We start from the raw sequence: 17,763 nt of genomic DNA on the forward strand, positions 1-17,763 counted from the left end.
TCCTCCTTATCATTTTTGTATTAGCAAACACGCAGGGGGTATTCCTGCGTGTCAAAAACATGAATATAGATATTTGAGAAATTATACACCTTTTTTATGGTAATTGTCAACAACAAAACGGCTGGATTTTAATCAATTTAACCAAAATCCAGCCGTTTTCTGTTATTTATTCATCTTTAATCTTACTGCGTGATTTCGTTTTCATCTGATCTAATAGTCTCTCATCCGGCGTAAAGCGAATCTTAATATTTCCTTTTTCCCCCTTCGCCACGATAATATACTGTCTGTCCTCCTCATTCCGTGAGGAATAATCCTGTATCGGCAGATTCTGAAATCCATCAAGATAATGAGATCCCTCCGGAGCTACTACTTCTGTTTTTTCCAGATCTGTCCGGCACATATTCTTTCTTGCATTCTCCGCAATAATACGGTCAAAATCAATCTGACCATCTACAAAAACATACTCGAAATCAATATGAGGATTCGGCAGAAAATAGATCATAACAATATCGGCGATCACAGCCACCAACAGGCCCAAAATTTTAAATGCTCCCGGCACAGCCACCAGCGCAAGAATCGGTAAAATAACGCAGGCGGCCAACATAAGCCGCCTACGCATTAATTCCTGCTGTGTCAACCGGGAATGTACATATGTGTCTGAATACAATCCCTCGTTATACATAGCTATCCTTTCACCTTATCCAGGTTTTATCTGATCATATATATAATTTTTTGGAAGTTTCGAAAAACTTCTAATGCGAAACCGAAGGTTTCGCTATTTACATCATTCCCATACCAGGAGCTCCGCCTGCAGGCATTGCAGGAGCATCTTCCTTAATATTTGAAACAACAGACTCTGTGGTAAGAAGTGTAGAAGCAACACTTGTTGCATTCTGCAGAGCACTTCTTGTAACCTTTGCAGGATCCACGATACCAGCCTGAACCATATCAACATACTCCTCGGTCAGTGCGTTGAAGCCAACACCCGGCTCAGACTCGCGAACCTTATTGATGATCACAGCGCCCTCAAGACCTGCGTTATATGCAATTGTGAACAATGGAGCCTCCAGAGCCTTTAAGATAATGTTGGCACCTGTCTTCTCATCACCCTCAAGCTGTGCTGCCATCTCAGCAACCTTCTTGGATGCGTGAATGTAAGCAGATCCACCACCGGAGATAATACCCTCTTCTACTGCAGCTCTTGTTGCAGCCAGAGCATCTTCCATACGAAGCTTTGCTTCCTGCATCTCTGTCTCAGTAGCCGCACCGACACGAACAACGGCAACGCCACCGGCAAGCTTAGCAAGTCTCTCCTGAAGCTTCTCACGATCGAAATCAGATGTTGTCTCCTCAATCTGAGCCTTGATCTGTGAAATACGTGCAGCGATTGCATCCTGATCACCCGCACCATCTACGATAACAGTATTTTCTTTCTGAACCTTTACAGATTTAGCACGGCCGAGCTGCTCCAGTGTTGTCTCTTTGAGATCAAGACCAACCTCGTCAGAAATCACAGTACCACCGGTAAGGATTGCAATATCCTCCAGCATTGCTTTTCTTCTGTCACCATAGCCCGGAGCCTTAACTGCTACTACATTGAAGGTACCTCTCAGACGGTTAATAACCAGTGTTGTCAGAGCCTCGCCCTCAACATCCTCAGCAATGATCAGAAGCTTTGCGCCACTCTGAACAATCTCTTCCAGTAACGGAAGAATTTCCTGAATATTTGAAATCTTCTTATCTGTGATCAGAATATATGGATTATCAAGGTTTGCTTCCATCTTATCCATATCTGTACACATATAAGCAGATACATAGCCACGGTCAAATTGCATACCTTCTACAAGATCGAGCTCTGTATGCATAGTCTTGGATTCCTCAATCGTGATAACACCATCGTTGGAAACCTTCTCCATTGCATCTGCAACCATCTCGCCAACAGCATCGTCTCCTGCTGAAATAGCAGCAACACGGGCAATCTGATCTTTACCTGTAACCTTTGAGCTCATCTCTGCGATAGACTCTACTGCACAATCACATGCCTTCTTCATTCCCTTACGGAGAATGATAGGATTTGCACCTGCAGCCAGGTTCTTCATTCCCTCATTTACCATTGCCTGAGCAAGTACGGTAGCTGTGGTAGTACCGTCACCAGCCACATCATTTGTCTTGGTTGCTACCTCTTTTACAAGCTGGGCACCCATATTCTCAAAGCCATCTTCCAGCTCAATATCCTTTGCGATCGTAACACCATCATTTGTGATGAGCGGAGCACCAAATGATTTGTCAAGAACAACATTTCTTCCCTTTGGTCCCAATGTAACTTTAACGGTATCTGCAAGTTTATCAACACCTGCTTCCAAAGCAGCTCTGGCATCTGCGCCAAATTTAATTTCCTTTGCCATGTTAATGAATCCTCCAATCTTTTCAATTACTGCTGCCTCTTATCAAATAAAGCAGCAATTATTAATTATTCGTTGTCTTATTAGCCCTCAACCTTGGCTACAATATCATTCTGACGAACAATAATGTACTCTTCATCCTCAAGCTTTACATTTGTTCCTGCATATTTTGAGTAGATTACTTTATCGCCAATTGCAACTTCCATCTTTACTTCATTTCCATCAACAACTCCGCCCGGTCCAACGGCAATAACTTCTGCCTGCTGCGGTTTCTCCTGTGCATTTCCCGGAAGAACAATGCCGGATTTTGTGGTCTCTTCTGCTTCCAACTGTTTTAAAACAACTCTGTCACCTAATGGTACTAATTTCATGAAAATGACCTCCTTATTGACTATTTTTCTATTAGCACTCACTCTATCTGAGTGCTAACCATAAACATAATATATTGCATTTCGTTTTTTTGTGCAAGTTTTCCAAGCAAGTAAATCATTGCATTTCAATTATATTCGTTAATTATCTTTCTATTTCTATCTTTTTCTCTTTAAATCTCTTTTTTCCATATTCTTTGACGTGTTACACAGATTGCTCTATAATGAATTTATATGGCAGGAAAGCCTGTTTCCTGCACAAATTTACGAACGACTTTATGTAAAGGAGAATTATAATGAAAGAACAGCTTTATACTATTCCGGTAAATGATGCATTTGCTGTTGACTGTGAGTGCCCGGTCTGCTCTATGTACGACTCACTGGAGCGCGATGCCATCGAATTTACCATGGGACCCAGCTACATGGAGGATGATATCCGAATGGAAACAAATAAGATTGGCTTCTGCAGTCATCACGTAAAACAGCTCTATAAGCATCAGAACCGTCTGGGACTCGCATTGATCCTCCACACACATATGCAGCGCACCAACCGGGATCTGGAGGAACTGCTCGCCTCTGACAAGCCTGTTAAAAAGGGGCTGTTTTCCAAAAAGACAGAGAATGCTTCTCCTGTGACAGAATACATCAAAACTCTGAATCATTCCTGTTATATTTGTAACCGGATCGACCGGATCTTTTCAAGATATCTCGCCACAATCTACCACTGCTATGAACATGACGAAGAATTCCGCCAGAAATTTGCTTCCTCCAAGGGATTTTGTACAAAGCATTTCGGTATGCTTTATGATGGTGCACCGTCTGCCCTGTCGGGAAAACGCCTGCCGGAGTTTATCCAGACCCTGAATCAGGTTTATCTGACCAATATGAAGCGTGTGACAGATGATCTGGAATGGTTTACAGACAAGTTTGATTACCGCAACGAGGACAAACCATGGAAAAACTCCAAGGATGCTCTTCCACGCAGTATGAATAAAACAAACAGTATTCTTCCACAATAACATCTTTTGTTTCTATAACCTTAAAAATCCCAACTGTCTGAAATCACAGTTGGGATTTTTATATGATTATAAAACATTATGCTCTATTCATATCTTTATTGAGCAGTTCCTTAATTTCCCGTGCTCTGTTTTTGATGCGTTCATTTGCCTCTCTTGAGATCAGAACTCTTGAGATCCAGCGGCTTGATTCTTCATACCGGCCAATACGTCTGGCAAGCTCTGCCAGCAGATAGCTGACCGTGATCTCGTCCATGCCGCACATTGGAAAAGACTCTTTTGAAAAAGCTGCCTCAAAACCGGTATATGCATTCTCCAACAACTCCTTTTCCTGATTCTGAAGCTCCTGAATCTGCTCCTTCCTGTCTGGTGTATCCTCCGGAAGAGATTCCGCCTTTCCTCTGTAGATCCATGCCATCTTAAGACAAGTGTATGCTCTCTCACTTTCCTTTGCTTTCTTAATAACGGTATTTAACAATGCAAGCTGATGTCTCTCAATCGCATCATCATAGGTATAAATATTCTCCGTGGCAGGCAGCCCTTTAAAATTGGCCGAGATATTCTCCCGGATCAGCCTTGCCTGTGCCGGCATCATAAATTTGAAAAACCGGTCCAGAGCGGCATAACCACAATGCGGACAAACAACCGCATCATATTTCAGGCAATCCACATACTGATACTTCGGACGCAGATCTGTATCTGCTGCCAACAGCTTAACCTTACCGGTACGGATCTTTTTGGAATGAAACTCCTTATCACATACCGGACATACATACGTTTTTTCAAAAAGAAAATCTGCCTCGCTAACAGCCGCCGGCTTTCTTTTTCCTTTCTTTGCTTCTTCCTCTTTTTTGGAAGCATCCTCAAATACTTCCACCTTCTCCAATTTTCCCAGACCAAGCTTTTCAAGACCTGAAAAAATACCCTTCATGGTAACCCCTCCATTCTACCGGTTATAAATCATTTATTGGGACGGTAAGAACTTTTCAAAGATACGATACGGTTAAACACCAGATGATCCCTCGAAGAATCCTTCGAATCCACACAAAAATAGCCATGACGCACAAACTGGAAACTCTCTGCCTTCTCTGCCTCTGCCAAAGCAGGCTCCACATAGCAATGTTCCATGATGGTCAGGGAGTTTGGATTTAAGTTTAAGCTTCCATCCTCATTGTAAACACCCTTATCCTCATCAATAATATTCTCATACAGACGAACCTCTGCCTGCTGTGCTGTGTCAGCACATACCCAATGGATCGTTCCCTTTACCTTTCGTGCATTGAAACCGGAACCACTCTTTGTCTCCGGATCGTAGGTGCAATAGACCTCTGTTACATTGCCTTCCTCATCTGTTGCATAGTCTGTACAGGTTACGAAGTATGCGTTCATCAGGCGAACCTCATTTCCCGGATACAGACGGAAATATTTTCTCGGCGGCTCAATCATAAAGTCCTCCCGATCAATATACAGCTCTCTGCCAAATGGAACCTTTCTGGTGCCCATTTCCTCATTTTCCTGATTGTTTGAAACATCCAGATACTCAATCTCATTCTCCGGATAATTTGTAATCACAAGCTTGATCGGATCAAGCACTGCCATCATACGGGGACGCTTCAACTTCAGATCCTCACGGATACAGTATTCTAACATCGCATAATCTACAGAACTCTGGGACTTCGATACACCACAAAGTTCCATAAACTTACGGATAGACTCCGGCGTAAATCCACGGCGGCGCAGTGCGGCAATGGATACAAGGCGCGGATCATCCCAACCGTCAACGATATTTTCTTCTACCAGCTTTTTGATATAACGTTTTCCTGTCACAACATTGGTCAGATACAACTTAGAAAACTCAATCTGCTTTGGCGGATTTTCAAACTCCAGTTCTCTGACTACCCAGTCATAAAGCGGACGATGATCCTCAAACTCCAGGGTACAGATAGAATGACTGATTCCCTCGATCGCATCTTCAATCGGATGTGCAAAATCATACATCGGATAAATACACCACTTATCTCCCGTATTATGATGATTCATATGAGCCACGCGGTAAATGATCGGATCACGCATATTGATATTTGGTGATGCCATATCGATCTTGGCTCTTAATACTTTTTCACCATCCTGGAACTCATCATTTTTCATTCTCTCAAACAGATCCAGATTTTCCTCTACAGAACGCTCTCGGTACGGACTGTCCTTTCCCGGCTCTGTCAATGTTCCACGATACTCTCTGATCTCGTCTGCCGTCAGATCACAAACATAAGCCTTGCCTTTTTTGATCAGCTTAACAGCACATTCATACATCTGATCAAAATAATCAGAAGCATAATATACCTGCGCCGGATCGAGGTCTCCACAGATCCATTTTACATCCTCCATAATGGAATCAACAAATTCTGTCTTTTCCTTCATTGGATTGGTATCATCGAAACGAAGATGAAATGTTCCGTTATACTCCTCGGCCAGTCCGGAATTTAACAAAATCGACTTGGCATGTCCGATATGCAGATAGCCGTTTGGCTCCGGCGGAAATCTTGTAACCACCTTTTTACAATGCCCCTCTTCAATGTCCTGATCAATGATATTCTCGATAAAATTACGGGAAACCACCTCTGTCTCCTCTGTCACATTCTCTAATTCTTTACTCACTGTGTCTCCTCCTTTGGTGACAAAATACTCCTTACATCATACCACATTAAATGATTTTCGCAAAGTTATTTTTTATGAACACATACTTTACAAATAAAACCAACAAAAAAGAGGGATTTCTCTCAGAAATCCCCCGACTATTTGCAATTTTATTTAAAACGATGTCCTCCCAGACGGAAACGTGCTCCGGAAAGATACACACTAAAGAAATGGAAACTGTCGAAATTCTTTTTATTTCCACGGTACATAATATAATTCTGACCTGATAAGACATTCTTTGCCGCCTTAATGCAGTCTTTCCACTGGCTGTTCTTTATCTTGCCTGCATCGTACTGTGCAAGACGTTTCTTTAATGCACCATTGCGAACCGGTGAAAACTGTCCCCTCTGATACACTACTTTACGAATTGTATTTGGAAACGCTTTTGAAGAAACACGATTCATAACGACAATACCAACGGCAACCTTACCCTGATAGCTCTCTGCTCCAGCCTCGCAGTTAATGATGGATGCCATAAGACGAAGATCTGATTTATTGTAGGATTTTGCTCCAGACTTCTTATTCTTTGTATTTACCGCAGACTTTGTAGTTGTGGTACTTACCTTTGCAGCAACTGATACTGTATTTTTAGAAAAACCAAAAATCAACATTGCAAATAGTAAAAGTGTTGCATATTTTTTAAACTTCATGATAACCTCCTGAATGAAAGTGACATATGAATTACGCAACGGAAATATATTCTGTTGTATGACTGCTTGTCACTTAACATTTATGTAACAATTATATCACATTATTTTAAAAAATCAACCCAATTTGCAATATTTCTGGCTCTGCATGAAATCGAAAACGTTTTTTATTGTCAAAATACAACAAAAAATAACAGAAAATTCGATATATTTTTATTAAAATCATCAAATTCTCTGTCAAAAAATAAAATGTAAGTTTTTTTCATGTAATATTTGTAACAAATTACGACGCAATCTTTGGTACAATCTCTCAACAGAACAGGAAATCGGTCGTCAGCTTCCTGTTTATCGGTATTTGAGCATATTTTTATAAGCCAGGCTCCCCCCAAACAGATCCAGCGCACTGCCAATGGTAAAATCAATTTTTCCTGCTCCACAGCTTTCGATGTAGAAAAGATCTTCCTGATTATGAATACCGCCGGCATATGTGATCGGGCAGGATACATTCTGTCCCAAAAATGTCAAAAGTTCCTTCTCCACCCCGCTCTGTCTGCCCTCGACATCTACAGCATGGATCAGAAACTCATCGCAGTAGCTCCGCAACTCCTCCAGAGTCTCTCCCGTCAGGCAGACCTGGGTCTTTTTCTGCCAGCGGTCTGTCATAATATAATATCCATCCTCATATCTGCGGCAGCTCAGATCCAGTACCAGATGCTCTTTTCCGATCATAGAAGCCAGCTTCTGCAGACGTTCAAAGTCAACATTTCCATTACGAAACACATAAGATGTCACAATAACATGGCTTGCTCCCATATCCAGAAACTTCTCTGCATTCTCCGGACATACACCTCCGCCAAGCTGCATTCCACCTGGATATGCTTTAAGTGCTCCCTCTGCCTGTTCCAGATCCTTTTCATACCACTCACTGCCTACAGGATTTAACAGTATAATATGACCTCCCCGGAAACCGTCTCTCTGATACATATTAGCATAATACGCTCCATCATACTCAGAAACATAGTTGTTTCTTGCCTGATCTCCGCTATCCCGCAGACTTCCACCTACAATCTGCTTTACCGCTCCATTATGAATGTCAATACATGGTCGAAATCTCATTTTGAAGTTATCTCCTTTGCAATCTGGTCAAAATCCGCACCTGGGGATATGCTGTAATTTCCTGCTTTAATCTTGCTGCTGTACCCGTGCTTATCCATATAGGCATCAAATGCCTCCGCATCGGAGATTACATCCATCTCCTCCAGCTTCCGGCTGACATCTGCAGACCAGTCCCCTGCCTGAATCTGCAGTTCTTTTGTGGATTTTTCAAAATCATCCGTTATTTTTTTCTTTTCCTGATCAAATTCTTTCTGGTCAGTCTGTTCCTTTTGAAGAGTTTTATCCGGCTTTTTGGTTTCCTTTGGTTTCATGGTTGCCGAAGGCTTTTTATCCGATGAGACCGATGTTGATGACGGTTCCGGCGTTTTTGCAGCCGCACTGTTTTTCGGGGCTGACGTCTGAAACAGTTTTTCTTCCTGTGCAGCATATGTCATTCCAAGCTGTTTTGCCCTTTTGATCACAGCAGAATCCGATGTCCTCATCAGACAGGATATCCCCAAAATCACTGCCGCAAAAAGCACGCCCATTCCAAATCCGCGTATAAAGGATCTTTTATCCATTTCTTCCTCCACTTCCATCTTAACGGTTTTCATAAAGATCGATCACAAACTTTACTTCCCCCTGACCGAGAGACAACATTTTGGATATTTCCAACACAGAATATCCTTTTTTATAAAGGTGAATGATCTCCGTATTATGATTGTCGCTATCTTCTTTCAAAGAAGTTTCCACAGAAAAAGATTCCTTCTCTTCTGCCGCCGGTTTCTTATGCTGCTCCTGCTGTTCCATGTTAGACGCCAGCTTTTCTGCCTGTGTGCTTTTTAAATATCCTTCCTCTACCACACTGCCTTTCTGCATATGACCGTCCTTTTCCCCCGCTCCATTTTCTATCGCAATTCTGCTCTCCTGTAGAAGCTTCAGGGCATCCATCATTTTTTGATATTCCTTCGCTGTTTCATCATGGATCATTGCTTTCACAGAGTCTACATGATGAACCAGATCCTTGATATCCTCTTCCTTTTCTTTGAGCATATCATATAAAAATACAACCTCCTCATGGTTTTTGGCCATACGATTTAATACTTCCTCTGAATATTCATTCATTCCCATGAGTTTGTCATTGGATAATCTGCTAAGCTCCTCCTCTGCAGAGGTTATCACATCTTCTTTGTAATGTTCCATTTCTTCCCTTGCCTGCTCAATTTCTACAGGGGAATCCTGTAATATTTTCTCCTCTTTCGGAATATTCTGTATGTTGTCCTTCTTCTGATCCGTGATCCGGTAACTCATAACCACTGCTCCCAGTCCGATCACGATCATTATTATTTCCAAAATAACCATTGCTGTCGTTTCCTTATCTTTTTATTTGGATATTATCCGGCAGTGCTGCCACATTATACCTTCATATCAAAAAAGCTTCCACCTGCTCTCGGATCCTTTTCCGTCTCCTGCTGATGTTTCTCCGAATGATTTCTGCCCTTTCCTCCGGAGCCCTTTTTCCCCCTTCTCTTTTCCTCTTCGTTCAAATAGTCCTTATTTTCAGCTTTGGCACGCCGAATTGTCTGATGGGAATTTTGATGTACCTGCTGCTGCACCTGCGAAGCCACTTCCTGCTGGGAATGTTCATACCGCACCTGATCTCCATGCTGTATCTGCGATACTTCCTGTGATTTTGGCGGCATGGTAATATAATCAATGGATAATGACATAGGTATCCCTCCCTTCCTTGCGCAATACCTGTAAACTCTGTAACAAAGACACAGATCTGCTGTATTTTACATACATTTCTTAAATGGCTCTGATCCGGATATCAGCTCCATCTCTTACAAAAGCACTATGCTGTACCTCAGATTTAATCGTATTGCTGACGTTGGATATAGTCATTTTGACTCCCGGATAAACAATATTTTCCGCAATAATACGACCGTTATCTTTCTTGTTTAATTCTACCTCTAAAACTTCTCTCTCGGCAGCGTTTTCCTCCAATCGTGTATCAATCTCCTGAATTCTCTTCCCTGTCTTTTTGAGAGAAGCCATTTTTTCATCATCCAGCTTTCCCTTGGTATCCATTCTTTTCTTTAATAACAGGACATTCTGCATCAGTCCTTCTCTCTCAGAAGTAAGCTGTTCCACTTCCTTTTCCAGAAAGCGGTGCTGCTCCACAATCTTAGGATCAATGCCCACCTGCAGCTCTGTCAAAGTTCCCATGGTAGAACCAATGGTTTTTGCTTCTATTTTTGTTTTTGTTTTGAGATAACCTCCGGCGATCATCCCCCGCTTTCCTTTGACAACAATATCATCCTCCGCTGTCACCTTGCTGTGCATGATCGCTTCTGTCATAATCTTTCCGCCACATGTTACATTGGCACTTTCGATAAAATTACTTATGACATCACCGCCGGCCTGTAAAGTTGCCTCGCCTTTTCCCTGAATTCCCCGCTTCAGCACAATCTTACCATCTGTAGTGAGGCTGGCTCCTTCCACCACGCCATTAACCATAATATCTCCGGTCGCCTTAATGGCATATCCTGTCAGGACATTTCCCTTTACAACAACACTTCCATCATATTCAATATCGCCGGTAGATGGACCTACATCTGCCGGCACCTCATACTGATCTGCCACAAATACCGTATCATCCACCAACGTAACATTTCCCGGAACATCCGAATACATTTCGCATCCATCCTCGGATAAATGTATATTTTTGCCATGCTTTAAAAATAGCTGTTTAACTTTTATCGGCTTTAACTCCCCTCCCATCACATCTGTTCCCGGTGTTCCGAGATCAGCCGGCTGCAAGGTTGCCAAAAGCTGCCCTTCGCTGACCTTTTCAATCATATCAAGCTGATGAAAGTCAACATTACCGGACTCATCCATTGCCGGCTTACAGGTTTTATCCACGTCAAAATGGTAGGTAATGACTGCATCACTTCCCTGCACCGGCGGCGTTGCCCTGGCGATCAGCACATCTGTACAATATAATCTTCCCTTCAGCATAAGCTTGATATTTTCCGGCAAAAGTCCTGATTTTATCCCCATCTGCTCCACACGATCCAGAATTTCTTCACTTGAAATACGCATTCCACCATTTGATGGTGGATACAGACGAATTTTGGCAAATCTGCGCTTCGGGTCTATGGTAATCAACGGAAATTCCTTTTCCGGCAGACGATCCTCGGATAATATCTTTTTTTCTGCGTTCTTCTGCTGCGCCGCATCTTCCACAAAAGCTGCGATATCTCCCAGCTGAACATCCATAATTTTCTTTTGTTCCAGATATTGCATAATATCTTCCATTGAAAGAGGTGCTCCCCCATGCAGTGCAGGATATGACTTCAAATACACACCGTCCTTCTTTTGTACAAGTTGAAAAAAGGCATTTCTCTTCATCCCAATCTCCCTCCTTGACACATAATAATGTGAAAGGCTGCCACAGCTGTGCGGCAGCCTATATATTCCAAATTCCAAGGACACCCATATTACGGGCGCCTAATTTTTCCTTCATTTTACGAAGAGACTTTGTATGAAGCTGTGATACCCTGGACTCAGAAACCTCCAGAATATTACTGATCTCCTTTAATGTCATTTCTTCATAATAATAAAGTGCAATAACCTTTTGTTCTTTTTCTGTCAGGGAATTGATTGCCTCTGCCAAAAGCCGTTTCAGGTCTTGTCGTTCCATTACCTGCTCCGGCTGCAAAAAGGCAGATTTGTTTCCCGCCTCAACACGAACCTCACTTCCCTGTTCCAGATACTCATCCAAAGATACCAAATTAGCTACCTGTGTCTGATTGATCAACGCATCTAACTCTTCCTGTGTCATCTCCAGTGCTGCAGCAAGCTCTTCATTCGTCGGCGTTCTTCCCAGCTCCGTTTCCATCTGTCCCATGGTCGTCTCCAGCTTTTTCTGCTTCTGGCGCAGTGTTCTCGGAATCCAATCCATTTTCCGAATCTGATCCAAAATAGCACCCCGGATTCTCAAACTGGCATACGTTTCAAATTTAACACCTTTTGTCAGCTCAAATTTGTCAATGGCATCAATCAGTCCAAAAATTCCATATCCGGTAAGATCGTCATATTCCACCGTATATCCAAGATACATCCCCATTCTACCGGCAACAACCTTCACTAATGGAACATATTCTACAATCAACTGTTCTCTGATCTTCGGACTGCGGGTTTTTATATATTCCTCCCACAAAGATGCTCTTTCTTTCTCATTCATAAATTCCCCTCATCCCCTTTATGATCACGGGTTTGTTTTAACTCTCCTGCGACTGGACATCGTTCTCTCCGTTGTCTGCATCCCCGGTGTCTTCCGAGCCATCCTGAACTTTCTCTGTTTCATCAGTTACTTCCTTGATGAAACGATTGCTCGTCATAACCTTTTCAATAATCCGTCTTGTAATACAGCCTATGATATAAAAAATAATAAGAGCTGCCAGCAGGATTTCCAAACTGTATGTTGTATCCATATGCCTGACGATGGATATAATACACACAACAGCACCTGCCAAAAGTGTAATCACCTTAGGAATATACTCTGTTTTCATACTAATCCTACATTCCTTTCTCAGCCCGCAAACTTTGGACTGCAGGCACAAATCATATAATCTTTTGTTCTCGTCCCACTGATTTAATCAGAAAATCACCGGTTTCCGGATAAAATTCCACAGTCCGTCCATAATTTTCTCCCGTCTCCTCCGCAAGAATACGAATCCCTAATTCTTTCAGTTTTGCCTTGACCGCCTCTACATTCCGCTGTCCTACCCGCAGCATATCATTATTGCTGCCAAATGCAAACATCTGGGCTCCTCCTGCGATCTTTGCCGTCAGTAAAGACCTGTTTGCCCCTTCCTTTCGCATCATATCGATAAGCATATCAATCCCGGTATCTGCAAATTTAGCTTTATTTTGATTTTGCCGCACCTTCGTACTGTCCGGAAGCATTACGTGCACAAGGCCGGCAATCTTTGTCGTTTTATCATATAACGCAACTCCCACACAGGATCCAAGACCAAGTGTAGTAATTACATCCGGAGAATGACAAATGTTCGCGTCTGCCATTCCGACTTTGATCATTGTTCCATCCATTTCTCCACCTACATTCCCAATGACTTCAAAATACGTGTATATGACTCCAGCGTAGGTATTAAAATGAAATACCCGCAAACATCAATTTCATCATCCTCAAACTGTGATTCTATCAAAAGTGCTTTATCTCCAAGCTTACCAAACTCAATCGCCGGCACACTTAAGATTGCACCGGCCATATCAATGGCAAGACTCGGAACGGTTTGAATAATATTTAAATTTGTCAGCTGTGATATCGCTGTCAGATATGCTCCTGATATGATATTGCCAATCTCTACCAAAGCAGACTGTTCCATTTCCGTAAAGCTGTCTTCCAATGTACTACCGTCACTTCCCATCAGCTTATGTACCAGATGATGAGCTGCTTTATTTTCCAGAACAAACAGCATAGAGCCTTCAATATCCCCCTCCAGACTCAGTAAAATACCGGCCACCAGCTCCTCTGCTCCGCCCAGGATCTCTGCCAGATCCTTAAATGCCAGCATCTCCACCTTGGGCACATGCATGTCAACACGGCCATCAATCAGCTTGGCCAGTGCTGTTGTTGCATTTCCGGCTCCTATATTTCCTATCTCTGTAAGAATATCAAATTCCATGTCATCCATGTTTTCTTCATCCTTCTGCATCGACATCACCTCGTATTATTTATGATACTGCCTCTTTATCGTTAATTACATTAGCAATGTTAAGCAGAGAAATCAACCCGTTCTCCTGCTTTCCTACACCACTCAGATACTGTATTCTGGTATCTCCTGAGCTGTCTGCGCTGGTTGGTTTATCAATGGCATCCTCAGACAGGGTTACAACCTCCTTCACCTCGTCCACAATAATACCGATTGCAGAATGCTGCTCCAGCTTTATAATGATAATTCTTGTTGCATTTGTATACTCATCCGGCTCCAGATTAAATTTCAAACGAAGGCTCATTACGGGAATAACCTCACCACGAAGATTGATCACGCCCTTAAAATAATGCTGTGCCTTTGGTACTCTTGTAATTCTCTGCTTGCGGACAATATTATCTACATACTGTATATCAATACCATACTGCTCGGAACCAAGTCTTACAACAATATACTGCTTCTCATTTCCCACAGTATCCAGATTTTGTACATTATTATTCTCCATACTAATCTCACCATGCCTTTCCCTTTTATACCAGAGTATTTACTTCTAAGATCAAAGCAATCTCTCCATCTCCCAAAATCGTTGCTCCACTGATGATCTTACTGCAGTTAATGTAGCTTCCGATTGATTTAATAACGACCTCCTGCTGACCGATCAGATTGTCAACAACAAGACCTGCCTGCTTATCTCCCTTCTTCACGATAACAACCGTAAGGCTCTCCGAATCCTCTAAGGTACTTTCTACATCAAGGATCTGATCCAGACGGATCAACGGAATAACGGTACCACGAAGATTGATCACTTCTTTTGTCTGAACATACTTAATATCAGATATGGCAACATCTTCTATGGTCTGAATGCTTCCCAAAGGGATTGCATATTTCTCATCTCCAAGTTCAACCATCAATGCCTGAATGATTGCAAGAGTCAATGGCAGATGAATAATAAAGCTGCTTCCCTCTCCCTCAACAGAACGGCACTCGATGTTTCCGCCAAGACCTTCAATTTTAGTTTTTACTACATCAAGACCAACACCTCGTCCGGAAATATCGGTGATCTTTTCTGCTGTAGAAAAGCTTGGCTGGAATAAAAGATCAATGACCTCCTTATCTGTCATTACCTCTGCCTGCTCCGGTGTAATGGTTCCCTTCTCCAGTGCTTTATTTTTAACCTTTTCAATATTGATACCCGCACCGTCATCACGAACCTCAATATTAACATTGTTACCATCCTGATATGCATTAAGCCAGATATTTCCTACCTCTGACTTACCAAGAGCCAGACGCTCCTCATTGCTCTCCAGACCATGATCTGCAGAGTTACGCAGCAGATGCTGTAATGGATCGCCAATCTCGTCAATAACGGTTCTGTCCAGCTCGGTATCCTCACCTGACATATGCAACTCCATCTTTTTATCAAGCTTTTTGCTCAGATCACGGATCATACGTGGAAAACGGTTTACAACACTTTCAATTGGTACCATTCGTACCTTCATAACGGATTCATGGAGATTGGTAGTTACACTCTCCAGATACTCGATCTGCTCATTGAAGCTGTTATCGCTTCTAGTGTTCTGGGCATTGGAGCTGATGGATACAAGACCATTTTTTGCAATGATCAGCTCGCTCACAAGATTCATCAGAACATCAAGCTTTTCAATATCTACACGAACGGTTCTTCCCACTGCCGGCTTCACATTTTTCTTTTCCGATTTCTTGGCTGCCTCTTTCTTTGGCTCATTCTTTACTGCCGTTGCACTTGCCTGCTTTGCCGGCTTCTCTTTCTTCTTTTCTTCCTCCTGGGATGTTTTTTCTTCTGACTTGTCAGCACCACTCTCCGGAAGCTTAAACTCTCCGACAATTGCCTCTTTGACTTCTGATACATTTTCAATGGCTGCCTTGATCTTCTCCGGACTTTCCTTTGTAAAATATACCAGACTGAAATTCATATCAAACTTTTCATCTTCAATATCCTGCACATCCGGTACTGCTTTCATAACCTCGCCCAGCTCTTCTAACGCCTTAAATACCAAAAATGCTCTCGCCGCTTTTAAAAGACAGGACTCCTCCAGATATACCGTAATTCCAAGGATATTAAGATTCTGTTCCTTTGCCTTTTCAAAGGTATTGATCTCATAATCCGATATAGTAATAGACTCGTATAATGCGCCACCTGCCGGTGCTGCTGTCTCTTCCTGCTTTGAAGTCTCCTGGGCAGTTACCTCCGGTGTCTGGCTCACCTTACCGGTTCCTTTTTCTACTATCTCATTTAATGTATTGATGATATCTTCATTTTCCTCAGTGCCCTCATCTGCAGATTCCAGAATATTGGCAAGATATCCCTCCAGTGCATCCAGTCCGCGGAAAAGTACATCAACCAGCTCCGGCTGTACCTTCATATTGCCGCTACGGATCTCCTGGAATACATTCTCCATATCATGTGTTAAACGCTGCATACGCTTATAACCCATGGTTCCGGCCATTCCTTTCAGGGAATGGGCTGCCCGGAAGATCTCATTGATCGTATCCATGTTTTCCGGTTCCTGCTCCAGGATCATCAACTGATCGCTTAATGTCTGCAAATGTTCCTTTGTCTCATCAATAAAAATTTCAAGATACTGACTAACATCCATATTATCGCACCCCCACATGCTTAATGATAGCATCAGCAATCAGATCAAGATCCTTTATTTCATCTGCAGCACCACTTTCTGCAATGGCCTTTGGCATTCCGTATACAGTACTGCTTTCTGCATTCTGTGCTATTACATAAATTTTGTTTGTTTCTTTTAGCTGCAATATACCCTTGGTACCATCTGCACCCATACCTGTCATGATCACACAGGTAATATCCTCAAATGAACTTTCCCTCAACGACTCATACAGGATATCTGCACATGGCTTTAATCCATTCCGGGCACCTTCCTCCCTGACAGACAATACAAATTCATGTCTGTTTTTTTCTATTACACGCATTTGGGAACCTCCCTTGGCAATATATACCGTTCCCTTTTGAAGAACCTCTCCGTCCTGCGCCTCCCTTACCCGGATCTCGCTCATTTCATCCAGTCTGGCACTTAAGGAAGCGGTAAATCCCACCGGCATATGCTGTACCAGCACAACCGCTGCATCCAGATTTTCCGGAAGCTTCGGAATAACCTGCTGCAATGCCTTGGGGCCACCGGTAGAACAAGCAAGAGCCACAAGCTTTCCGGAGGCATTAACATTCACCATAGAAGAACGTGGAAATCTTTTCTCTGGTTTATATTCCGTCGTCTCAAGACGCTCTGAATGCTCCTGTATCACTCCCGCATCTGATCGTCTCATCCTGCGAAGGATCTGTTCCGGAGCTTCTATCTCCCCGGATAGAATATTATTCCACTCCATCCCCATTGCCAGATAAAGCCTGCTTAACACCTTGGCTGCAAACTCACCTGACTTGGCCTCCCGCAGATTTCCCGGCTTCGTCACAAAGTCGAATGCTCCCAGTTCAAGAGCCTCAATCGTTTCGCCGGCTCCCTTTCTGGCAATGGTACTGACAATAATGATTTTGGCGGTATAACCTCTTTCATTGACCTCCTTAAGAAAATCAATCCCGTTCATCCTGGGCATAATAATATCCAGCACAATCGCATCAAAATCATTCTGCTCCATTAATTTCAGAGCCTCCAGTCCATCCCTGGCACTGTGTTCCGTATGAAATTCTTCATCTTTATTAATTATATCAGATAGGACTCTTCTCATGAGTGCAGAATCATCTACAACCAAAACTTTTTTCATATTATTCGTTTCTCCCA

General features: G+C 42.7%; 19 protein-coding genes. 1 reads left to right on the forward strand and 18 read right to left on the reverse strand.

The annotated features are described in order from the left end of the window. Positions 1 to 166 precede the first annotated feature (166 nt). From H8704_RS10445 to H8704_RS10455, 3 genes are all read right to left on the reverse strand, one after another. Entirely contained in the window at positions 167 to 682 is a 516-nt protein-coding gene (locus tag H8704_RS10445; protein ID WP_022463850.1) for a hypothetical protein, read from the reverse strand. Between the two features lie 97 nt (positions 683 to 779). Continuing rightward, positions 780 to 2,405, reverse strand: a complete 1,626-nt coding sequence (gene groL / locus H8704_RS10450) for a chaperonin GroEL (RefSeq protein WP_022463851.1) — start codon at positions 2,403 to 2,405, stop codon at positions 780 to 782. 80 nt (positions 2,406 to 2,485) lie between these two features. Continuing rightward, on the reverse strand, positions 2,486 to 2,773 hold the full coding sequence (locus H8704_RS10455; protein ID WP_022306069.1) for a co-chaperone GroES: 288 nt from the start codon (positions 2,771 to 2,773) through the stop codon (positions 2,486 to 2,488). Between the two features lie 293 nt (positions 2,774 to 3,066). Between H8704_RS10455 and H8704_RS10460 the strand changes: the two genes are divergently transcribed. Further along, positions 3,067 to 3,789 (forward strand): DUF6062 family protein, encoded by a 723-nt coding sequence (locus H8704_RS10460; protein ID WP_118676211.1) that lies wholly within the window; start codon positions 3,067 to 3,069, stop codon positions 3,787 to 3,789. 76 nt (positions 3,790 to 3,865) lie between these two features. Here H8704_RS10460 and H8704_RS10465 read toward each other — a convergent pair whose 3' ends face one another. The 15 genes from H8704_RS10465 to cheB form a co-directional block, all read right to left on the reverse strand. Beyond that, on the reverse strand, positions 3,866 to 4,717 hold the full coding sequence (locus tag H8704_RS10465; RefSeq protein ID WP_022463854.1) for a DUF2225 domain-containing protein: 852 nt from the start codon (positions 4,715 to 4,717) through the stop codon (positions 3,866 to 3,868). 29 nt (positions 4,718 to 4,746) lie between these two features. Then, a complete protein-coding gene (locus H8704_RS10470) occupies positions 4,747 to 6,420 on the reverse strand; it encodes a glutamine--tRNA ligase/YqeY domain fusion protein (protein ID WP_118676392.1) in 1,674 nt (557 codons plus the stop codon). 170 nt (positions 6,421 to 6,590) lie between these two features. After that, positions 6,591 to 7,130, reverse strand: coding sequence for a cell wall hydrolase (locus H8704_RS10475; RefSeq protein WP_118676214.1), 540 nt, complete (start codon positions 7,128 to 7,130; stop codon positions 6,591 to 6,593). Positions 7,131 to 7,472: 342 nt separating this feature from the next. Then, entirely contained in the window at positions 7,473 to 8,243 is a 771-nt protein-coding gene (hisA, locus tag H8704_RS10480; protein WP_249298240.1) for a phosphoribosylformimino-5-aminoimidazole carboxamide ribotide isomerase, read from the reverse strand. Continuing rightward, entirely contained in the window at positions 8,240 to 8,803 is a 564-nt protein-coding gene (locus H8704_RS10485; protein ID WP_022463858.1) for an endolytic transglycosylase MltG, read from the reverse strand. The genes hisA and H8704_RS10485 overlap by 4 nt, the downstream gene beginning before the upstream one ends. A 19-nt stretch (positions 8,804 to 8,822) precedes the next feature. Then, positions 8,823 to 9,584 carry a DUF6115 domain-containing protein gene (locus H8704_RS10490; protein ID WP_249298241.1) on the reverse strand — a complete coding sequence of 254 codons (762 nt, stop codon included), beginning with the start codon at positions 9,582 to 9,584 and terminating at the stop codon, positions 8,823 to 8,825. A 53-nt stretch (positions 9,585 to 9,637) separates the two neighbouring features. Continuing rightward, complete coding sequence (locus H8704_RS10495; protein WP_022463860.1) at positions 9,638 to 9,952, reverse strand: hypothetical protein; 315 nt, start codon at positions 9,950 to 9,952, stop codon at positions 9,638 to 9,640. A 79-nt stretch (positions 9,953 to 10,031) separates the two neighbouring features. Beyond that, a complete protein-coding gene (locus H8704_RS10500) occupies positions 10,032 to 11,636 on the reverse strand; it encodes a DUF342 domain-containing protein (RefSeq protein ID WP_249298242.1) in 1,605 nt (534 codons plus the stop codon). 58 nt (positions 11,637 to 11,694) lie between these two features. After that, the gene (locus tag H8704_RS10505; RefSeq protein WP_022463862.1) at positions 11,695 to 12,471 is read right to left on the reverse strand and encodes a FliA/WhiG family RNA polymerase sigma factor; all 777 of its coding nucleotides are present in this window, start codon (positions 12,469 to 12,471) and stop codon (positions 11,695 to 11,697) included. 37 nt (positions 12,472 to 12,508) lie between these two features. After that, positions 12,509 to 12,799 (reverse strand): hypothetical protein, encoded by a 291-nt coding sequence (locus H8704_RS10510; RefSeq protein WP_118676221.1) that lies wholly within the window; start codon positions 12,797 to 12,799, stop codon positions 12,509 to 12,511. Between the two features lie 52 nt (positions 12,800 to 12,851). Beyond that, complete coding sequence (locus tag H8704_RS10515) at positions 12,852 to 13,340, reverse strand: chemotaxis protein CheD (protein ID WP_118676223.1); 489 nt, start codon at positions 13,338 to 13,340, stop codon at positions 12,852 to 12,854. A gap of 8 nt (positions 13,341 to 13,348) precedes the next feature. Then, positions 13,349 to 13,966 (reverse strand): chemotaxis protein CheC, encoded by a 618-nt coding sequence (locus H8704_RS10520; RefSeq protein WP_022463865.1) that lies wholly within the window; start codon positions 13,964 to 13,966, stop codon positions 13,349 to 13,351. A gap of 19 nt (positions 13,967 to 13,985) precedes the next feature. Next, the gene (locus H8704_RS10525; RefSeq protein WP_022463866.1) at positions 13,986 to 14,468 is read right to left on the reverse strand and encodes a chemotaxis protein CheW; all 483 of its coding nucleotides are present in this window, start codon (positions 14,466 to 14,468) and stop codon (positions 13,986 to 13,988) included. Between the two features lie 25 nt (positions 14,469 to 14,493). Beyond that, complete coding sequence (locus tag H8704_RS10530) at positions 14,494 to 16,599, reverse strand: chemotaxis protein CheA (protein ID WP_249298243.1); 2,106 nt, start codon at positions 16,597 to 16,599, stop codon at positions 14,494 to 14,496. 1 nt (position 16,600) lies between these two features. Further along, on the reverse strand, positions 16,601 to 17,746 hold the full coding sequence (gene cheB, locus H8704_RS10535; RefSeq protein ID WP_249298244.1) for a chemotaxis-specific protein-glutamate methyltransferase CheB: 1,146 nt from the start codon (positions 17,744 to 17,746) through the stop codon (positions 16,601 to 16,603). Between the last annotated feature and the right edge of the window lie 17 nt (positions 17,747 to 17,763).

Origin of the sequence: Jutongia huaianensis, assembly GCF_014384985.1 — a bacterium.
GTDB classification, from domain to species: domain Bacteria; phylum Bacillota; class Clostridia; order Lachnospirales; family Lachnospiraceae; genus Jutongia; species Jutongia huaianensis.

Excerpts from the sequence above, each read along its gene's own strand:
- H8704_RS10445 (WP_022463850.1), bottom strand. The coding sequence starts at position 682 with ATGTATAACGAGGGATTGTATTCAGACACATATGTACATTCCCGGTTG.
- groL (WP_022463851.1), bottom strand. The coding sequence starts at position 2,405 with ATGGCAAAGGAAATTAAATTTGGCGCAGATGCCAGAGCTGCTTTGGAA.
- H8704_RS10455 (WP_022306069.1), bottom strand. The coding sequence starts at position 2,773 with ATGAAATTAGTACCATTAGGTGACAGAGTTGTTTTAAAACAGTTGGAA.
- H8704_RS10460 (WP_118676211.1), top strand. The coding sequence starts at position 3,067 with ATGAAAGAACAGCTTTATACTATTCCGGTAAATGATGCATTTGCTGTT.
- H8704_RS10465 (WP_022463854.1), bottom strand. The coding sequence starts at position 4,717 with ATGAAGGGTATTTTTTCAGGTCTTGAAAAGCTTGGTCTGGGAAAATTG.
- H8704_RS10475 (WP_118676214.1), bottom strand. The coding sequence starts at position 7,130 with ATGAAGTTTAAAAAATATGCAACACTTTTACTATTTGCAATGTTGATT.
- hisA (WP_249298240.1), bottom strand. The coding sequence starts at position 8,243 with ATGAGATTTCGACCATGTATTGACATTCATAATGGAGCGGTAAAGCAG.
- H8704_RS10485 (WP_022463858.1), bottom strand. The coding sequence starts at position 8,803 with ATGGATAAAAGATCCTTTATACGCGGATTTGGAATGGGCGTGCTTTTT.
- H8704_RS10490 (WP_249298241.1), bottom strand. The coding sequence starts at position 9,584 with ATGGTTATTTTGGAAATAATAATGATCGTGATCGGACTGGGAGCAGTG.
- H8704_RS10495 (WP_022463860.1), bottom strand. The coding sequence starts at position 9,952 with ATGTCATTATCCATTGATTATATTACCATGCCGCCAAAATCACAGGAA.
- H8704_RS10500 (WP_249298242.1), bottom strand. The coding sequence starts at position 11,636 with ATGAAGAGAAATGCCTTTTTTCAACTTGTACAAAAGAAGGACGGTGTG.
- H8704_RS10505 (WP_022463862.1), bottom strand. The coding sequence starts at position 12,471 with ATGAATGAGAAAGAAAGAGCATCTTTGTGGGAGGAATATATAAAAACC.
- H8704_RS10510 (WP_118676221.1), bottom strand. The coding sequence starts at position 12,799 with ATGAAAACAGAGTATATTCCTAAGGTGATTACACTTTTGGCAGGTGCT.
- H8704_RS10515 (WP_118676223.1), bottom strand. The coding sequence starts at position 13,340 with ATGGATGGAACAATGATCAAAGTCGGAATGGCAGACGCGAACATTTGT.
- H8704_RS10520 (WP_022463865.1), bottom strand. The coding sequence starts at position 13,966 with ATGCAGAAGGATGAAGAAAACATGGATGACATGGAATTTGATATTCTT.
- H8704_RS10525 (WP_022463866.1), bottom strand. The coding sequence starts at position 14,468 with ATGGAGAATAATAATGTACAAAATCTGGATACTGTGGGAAATGAGAAG.
- H8704_RS10530 (WP_249298243.1), bottom strand. The coding sequence starts at position 16,599 with ATGGATGTTAGTCAGTATCTTGAAATTTTTATTGATGAGACAAAGGAA.
- cheB (WP_249298244.1), bottom strand. The coding sequence starts at position 17,746 with ATGAAAAAAGTTTTGGTTGTAGATGATTCTGCACTCATGAGAAGAGTC.